Genomic DNA, 6354 nt, shown 5'->3' on the forward strand with positions numbered 1-6354 from the left:
GTCTTCCAGAGCGAAAAGGCAATCTCTTTCGTCTGATCGATCTGGCCGTCAGGTCCGGCACTTCCATCCGTGGCCAGATCGATCACCAACATGCCATCATTCGGGCCAACCCAGGCGGTTTGATCAGGCACGCCATCGCCGTTCCAGTCAAAGTGCGGTGTCACGGCTTCGCTTCTCCCGGCCACAGGTTTGTCGAAGCCAGGTTCTGTTTTGCTGGAATTCGGCTCGGAATTCCGGGAACCCGGTGATGTGAGGCCGGCCGGCAAGTCACTCGCTTCCGGCAGCGGCACAGGATCGACAACCCCATCCCGGTTTAGGTCCAAAAAGACCGGGCGGCCTGAACACTGGCCCGTGGAAGGAGAACAAACCTGAATTCCTCCCGTGCGACCCGTGCCACCTGCGCCTATGCCACTACCACCGCCGCTTCGGTGGCGATTGCGCTCCCGCTCCCTTTCCTCGGCGATCTCCTTGCGCCGTGCCTCTTCCTGTCTGGGGCGCGCTTCCATTTCCGCTATATTTTTGCGGTTCTGCTCCCTCAACCGCTCCTGCGCCTCGTCGTTGCGCCGCCGTTCTTCCTCCTGCCTCTTCTGCAGTTCTTCCCTTTGCCGGCGATTTGCTTCTTCCCGGCGTTGGGCTTCCGCCGCCGCGGCTTTTTCGGCAGCAGCCTTGTCAGCAGCGGCCCCCTTGTCAGCGGCGGCCTTGTCAGCGGCGGCCTTGTCGGCAGCGGCTTTGTCGGCAGCGGCCTTGTCAGCAGCGGCCTTGTCAGCCTGCCATTGATGGTCGATGCCTTTCTCCAAGCGCAAATCGCGGCGGGTATTCAACCTGGAAATTGTTGTGGCATCGGTCACATCAATCCGTTTCAGGCCTTTATCCAGCTGATACCAGCTGACCTTGCCGTCCGCCCCGACGCTTGCCTTGTAGCCGTCGATGTCATCGGGATTACCCATCAGGTTTTCCAACGTGCCATCTAGATAATCCGCAACGCGATTGAAGACCTCTGCCTTGACCTTCTCGGGCGCCTGCGCACCAAATGCGGTCATGAACTGCTCGGCGCTGATCCCAAGACGGCCTGCTGTATCCAGCACTGCCTTTGACGTAAGAGCGATGAATTTCTCATATTCCAGAGGATCCTTCTGAATACGGCTTCCAACCGTATCCTTCGGATTCTCTGACATTGGCAGGTTCCAATAATAGAACGCACCGCCCCAACCGGCGAGAGATTGGCCTCCCTCCTTCAATGCCCTGTTCACGTCAAAGGTCAACACGTCATTGAGGCCAGCAACACGCGATTTTGCCAGAACGTCTTTAAGAACAGCACCCCCAATCAAATTGGAGTTTTCCTGAATCTTGGCTGGATCTGCCTTCTTACCGTCAAACAGAAGCCCGCTGCGCGTCACATCGCGGATGAATGTGCTGGCCTCGCTGTTCGGGTCGTCTCGATTGATCTCCGCCGCCTTTTCCAGCCAGTAATTCGTATTCTGGTAGGCTTGGCGATCATGATGAGCAGCATTTGCTGGATCATCCAGGAAGGCCTGGATCTGCTGGCGCAGATAATCATATCCGCGGCAAAATTGCCGGTTCCGTCCTTGGTGATTTCCTTCAGTTTGCTCACCTGAACCGGATTGAGCGCGAATTCTCCTGGCATGGTACTTCTCCTTGCTACAAATTAAATGCCGTCAATTCTGGTCGGGCTTCCCCTTGACGATCCACCGCTCCGCCAAGGTGCGGACGCCATCTTTGATCTTGCGCCACTCCGGCAGCGCATCAGCTGGGAAGCGCACCACGGTTTCGAGTTGCAGGTCGGTGAAATAGAGATACGCTTGACAGAGCGGGTTCAGCCGATGATCTTCAGGGCGACTACAATTCAAGATGATTTTATAGTCCTCCTGCGAAAGATCGGAATAATCGTCGTATACATTGGGATTCTTGCCCGGCAGAACACGAAGCAGCCCATATTTCTGCTCGAAACCGAACGCCTCATCCAACATTGAAAGGCTGTTCCAAAAGCGGACCGAGGGAGATTCGGATTTACCTGCCTTGGTGTCGATGAACATCACTCCCGGCACTTCAACTATATAGTCCTGTGGTCCGGGTGCATCGCGCCCCGGCTCTTGCGGACGGAAGTCCGACTTTCCCCACGTGTCATCTTTTGGCGCGCGCAAGTCTGGCATCCAGAACGCGAACTCGATCCGCTTCCGGACTGGATAACAGTTCACCTGCTCAGGCGTTGGCCGCCCTGTCATATAGCCAAACGGGATTTCGAATCTATACGGACCCAATATTCGCTTGACCGGGTAGTTCGGATCCATCTTTTCAATCCCGGCCCAGCGATCCATTAAATCGTCGGAATCCGATTTGCAGGGGTATTGTTCGGCTGCCATGACATTCGTCGATATGCCGTAGAAACAGGCAAAGAATACCGGCAGAATGCTTGGCAGAATGCTTGGCAGAATGCTCCGAAACTTTCTGCAATGCTCAAGCGTAGAAGTTAGCCAGCTCATATTTAACCTGCCTTTAAGAAGCGCTGAGTTAAGCGACATCAAGCACGCAGCATACCAATTATTAGGGGTAACAAAAAAGGGATGCCATCACCCCTATTTTTGCTGACAAGATCTGCCGTTGGAGTTTCATCGGGCTGCGGCGGGTCCAACTATCCGTCCCTTTGTTTCGATTATTCTGGCGAAAGACTTCTTGCACAAAAGCCGGTGATCACCCGGAAGTCCATGCGCTCGGTCTTACCGCTACTTACGCTGTAGGGGCATCTGCCTTGGCAGCGATCCATACGCTTGTTGATCTCGCGGCTGGGGTACGGGTCGATGCGACTACCAGAGCGGAACGTCGTTCCTCGCCAAGTCAGCCGTCAACTGCAACAGCCATGTTCCCACAATGTTCTTCAGCTTGGCATCACAAGGAGAGCAAACGTCACGCGGGCGGAGGCGGCACTGAAAAAGCCGTCCCCGCTATCTCGCCGCGGATGCTCGATGCTTTACGCTGCTTCGGCACGGTAAATCTATTTCAAGACTGAGTGTTCTTTTTTGACTGCGGATACTTTGAAGGCTGCCTGAAGTCAGTTTTGTCCCGTAAAATGATAACGTAAAGAATCTTTCGCACTTTCAGATTTGACGGCTCCTTCTACAATGACGGAAGGAGCGAAAGGATGGACGACGAAAGGATGCTGTGATGGGTCAGGTGATCCGGATCGACGAAGCGCGGATCAAGGATCACCTTGGTGAGATACTGCCGGATCACATCCGAGTCGGGCTGCTCGACCTCTTCTTTCGGCGTCGGTCGCATCGACCATATCGCAAAACCCATGAAGGCGACGACCGCCAGCACGGGCACCCCGCTTCAGCAACGGATTGTTATCGGATCGAGCCTACCTTTGTACGCCACGATAACGCCGATCATCGGCATCGAAATCTCGACGTCGAAGCAGAATTGCCCATCCTTTTCGGTCTCGAAGCTCTGCCCAGAGGGCAGGAGGCAGCGGGGCATCGGAAGTCCCAAGAGCGACCATCGTCTCGGCACCAAGAACAGGCTCTCGCCCTCGACCACCAGAGCGAGGGCGAAGGACACGATTCCGAACCGTTCCACCAGAAGATGCTCATCCCTTCCGGCACCTGACGATTGCACCGACGAGAACGACTTGCCACCAAAGCTGCGTGTCCAGCGTTCGGCACCTTCCTCTGGTGAGAAGGTAACCGTAACCGGTACTCTGGACGCGGCCTTCGGAAACCCGACAAGGGCCGCCACGAGTGCGGCCATGAGGCCCCGGCCGCGCCGTACCTCTGCGAAGCCGTTCCATCGCCGGGCAGTAGCACTGCCATGAAGCTCCTGGAGACGGGGAGGAAGCGCGCAGAAAACTGATCCAAGGATTCTGCGATAGAGCGGGGCATTTGCCTCGCACTCCCGAAACCCAGTGAAGATCTTCCGACCTTGGAACAATGCGTCATAGTCGCTGAGTTCAAGTGCTCGAACACCTGACCTTGCTCCGGCCAACGGGAGTTCGCCGACCAGCAGCTTGCGGATGATCGCCTCGATCGCCATCGACGGAATGTAGGGGCCATGGTCACCCTCCGCGAGCAGATGCCAACTCCGCTCGATGTCGCCGCCGTCTGCACGCCCTCGTGCAACGACGAACATGCCGCCACGATGCTCGCCGAACCGCATCTGATTGAGCACCGCGTAGAAGAGCCGCGAGAACGGCTTTAATGAGGGCAGCCTGAATCTGGCTCGTGCCTTCGCCAGCAGATTGAGGACTCGGTGAAGGATCTCCGGGACCGGGCCGGCTCCCATCCAGATATCTGTCATTGTCGGGTGCTCGGGCGGAATGACCCGCAGGTCCGGTACGTCAACCAACGAGAAATGGATGTTGCGGAGCGGCAACCGGCCTGGAGGCGCGATGGTGAAGCGCATGCTTTCAGCCAGCCCGCCCCCCTGCGATTCCTTCCCATATCGCTGCAATTTAACCTGCGCGCCGGCATAGTCGACTACCGCACGCATAACATTGAGTCCGATCCCGGCATAAGGGGATGGTGCAATGCCGCCTTCGACGGAGATAATATTCATCGTCTTCGCTATTTCGCGCAGTACGGCGGCAGTCAGAACCGGGAAGCTGCTCACGCCAGAAAGTACGAACACACCTGCCGCCTTTGCCTTGGCATCGAACTGGGACACCCCGAACACGAAATCGGCGGCATCCGCAAAATCGAGATAGTTGATGCCGGCATCGATGCAGGCTGAAATCACGCGATAGGGATCGGCGCCGTAATCCTGAAACGGCCCGGAAGCATCGACAACTAGAGCAGGTTGCTGCGCGCGCAGACCCGCTACGATGTCGGCGCGATCGAGCGCAAGCGGATGAACCCGAGCCTTCCCCCTATAACGCGCGCAGAACGCTTCGGCGCGGCCAAGGTCGCGACCGCAGATGAGAAGATCGATCTCCGGGATGTCGGACAGGAGTTCCGCTAAGCGGCCACCGAAAACGCCATATCCACCGAGGATCAGAATCTTCATACGCCCCGCGCTGGATCTGCTCACAAGAGCCTGTCCCTATATTCCGGCGGAGCCACCCAACAGCTCTCCCGCTTGCCGAACAGCCGATAGCGATTGTGCGCTACCCATCTGTAAACGGGGTCGCGCAGGAACGCCGGCACGATGCGCAACGCGCTGAGCAGGCGCCATGGAAGGCCCAAGCGTTCATAGATGCTCAGCACGGCATCGCTATCCTCGCGTACGCGGTTGTTCTCGACCACCAATATGCTGCTGGGATTTCGTGGATCCATGCCGTGCCGCCGATAGATAGCCGCCCCAACATCACCCTGCATGGATGCCAGGCGAAAGAGACCGATCTTGTCGTGCGTCAAAACGAATTGAGCATTGGCAGAACACAGCATGCACTCGGCGTCGAACAAGATGATAGGAGAACCTGGCCCATCAATGGAGTGCTGCTTGCTCAGTGGAGGGTGCTTACCATCCATCCCATGCCAATCTAGAAAAGGGTCGCTTACCATCTCATCTTTTCCCGTGCCACCGAAAACAGATGTTTTGCGCCATAGCGGATTATGAGCGCGGCGCTCTGCTCCATCAATTATTCTGTCGCCAACCTGAGGACGCGTCTTCCATATCTCTGATTTCACCCTTTAGACCGACATACCGGTAAAGGGTGACGCGTCCGATCCCGAGTTCCTTCATCGTGGCGCTCCCATGAAGTATCTGGCCCATAGGGCATCCTTTGATTCGGTAGATAAGCTTCGTGCACCTCGCCGTTTACGATGCCCAGAATGCTGCCAACGCGGCTGCCTTTCTGGCCGAAGCACGAAAGGCCTTCCCCTTCCGTATCACTCATGTGCTGACGGATGGCGGATCTGTTTCACTGCCGATGACACCAAGATCAGTTTCTTGCCGCCAATTTCCTTCCCGATTGTTTTGGCGAGAAAGAAATTTAAACAAAAAAAGGACACGACGAAGCCAAGAGCACCTGTAGTGATCCGGATTATCCATTGCCAATTTTCGGACATACCAGCTTCAATAGTGTAACCGCCAACAATAGCGGCGAGGAAACCAAGCAGAAAGCCAACAATGGAACCGGCAATAAAGCCTAGGGCCAGACTACTCAGAGAAAACTTCCAGAAAAGTGCCCAAGAAACCCGTCGGACCTCTGCCATCGTTGCCATTGTGCCTCTCTCAAGTTCGATAGGATACAGCTTTGTCATAACGATCAAGCTGTGAGCGATGGCCTGAAGGCAAGGGTGACGTCGCCGACCAGCATCTTCGTGCCATCCGTCATCTGGGCCTTGCTGGTGCCGGTGATCGCCGAGCCGTCGGCAAATTGCCTGACCCCCTCTTTGGAAG

General features: G+C 56.3%; 5 protein-coding genes and 1 pseudogene. 1 reads left to right on the forward strand and 5 read right to left on the reverse strand.

Annotation, left to right across the window (positions count from 1 at the left end):
* The 5 genes from DUT91_RS24230 to DUT91_RS24255 form a co-directional block, all read right to left on the reverse strand.
* A partial coding sequence (locus tag DUT91_RS24230) for a hypothetical protein (protein ID WP_210207971.1) occupies window positions 1-1397 on the reverse strand: 1397 nt, incomplete at its 3' end.
* 279 nt (window positions 1398-1676) lie between these two features.
* Complete coding sequence (locus tag DUT91_RS24240; RefSeq protein ID WP_147272284.1) at window positions 1677-2501, reverse strand: hypothetical protein; 825 nt, start codon at window positions 2499-2501, stop codon at window positions 1677-1679.
* 631 nt (window positions 2502-3132) lie between these two features.
* Complete coding sequence (locus DUT91_RS27035; RefSeq protein ID WP_245419992.1) at window positions 3133-3336, reverse strand: hypothetical protein; 204 nt, start codon at window positions 3334-3336, stop codon at window positions 3133-3135.
* Between the two features lie 12 nt (window positions 3337-3348).
* Entirely contained in the window at window positions 3349-5016 is a 1668-nt protein-coding gene (locus DUT91_RS24250) for a saccharopine dehydrogenase family protein (protein WP_114442963.1), read from the reverse strand.
* 20 nt (window positions 5017-5036) lie between these two features.
* Window positions 5037-5480, reverse strand: coding sequence for a thiol-disulfide oxidoreductase DCC family protein (locus DUT91_RS24255; protein ID WP_114442964.1), 444 nt, complete (start codon window positions 5478-5480; stop codon window positions 5037-5039).
* Window positions 5481-5752: 272 nt separating this feature from the next.
* On the opposite strand from DUT91_RS24255, the pseudogene DUT91_RS24265 reads away from it, so the two are divergent.
* Window positions 5753-5890, forward strand: a pseudogene (locus DUT91_RS24265) (IS481 family transposase); the annotation flags it as partial.
* Window positions 5891-6354 lie beyond the last annotated feature (464 nt).

The organism is Paramesorhizobium salinisoli (genome assembly GCF_003335045.1).
In the GTDB taxonomy this organism is placed as follows: Bacteria; Pseudomonadota; Alphaproteobacteria; order Rhizobiales; family Rhizobiaceae; genus Paramesorhizobium; species Paramesorhizobium salinisoli.

Bases quoted from the DNA above. Each gene is read 5' to 3' on its own strand.
- DUT91_RS24240 (WP_147272284.1), bottom strand. From the start codon at position 2,501: ATGAGCTGGCTAACTTCTACGCTTGAGCATTGCAGAAAGTTTCGGAGC.
- DUT91_RS24250 (WP_114442963.1), bottom strand. From the start codon at position 5,016: ATGAAGATTCTGATCCTCGGTGGATATGGCGTTTTCGGTGGCCGCTTA.
- DUT91_RS24255 (WP_114442964.1), bottom strand. From the start codon at position 5,480: ATGGATGGTAAGCACCCTCCACTGAGCAAGCAGCACTCCATTGATGGG.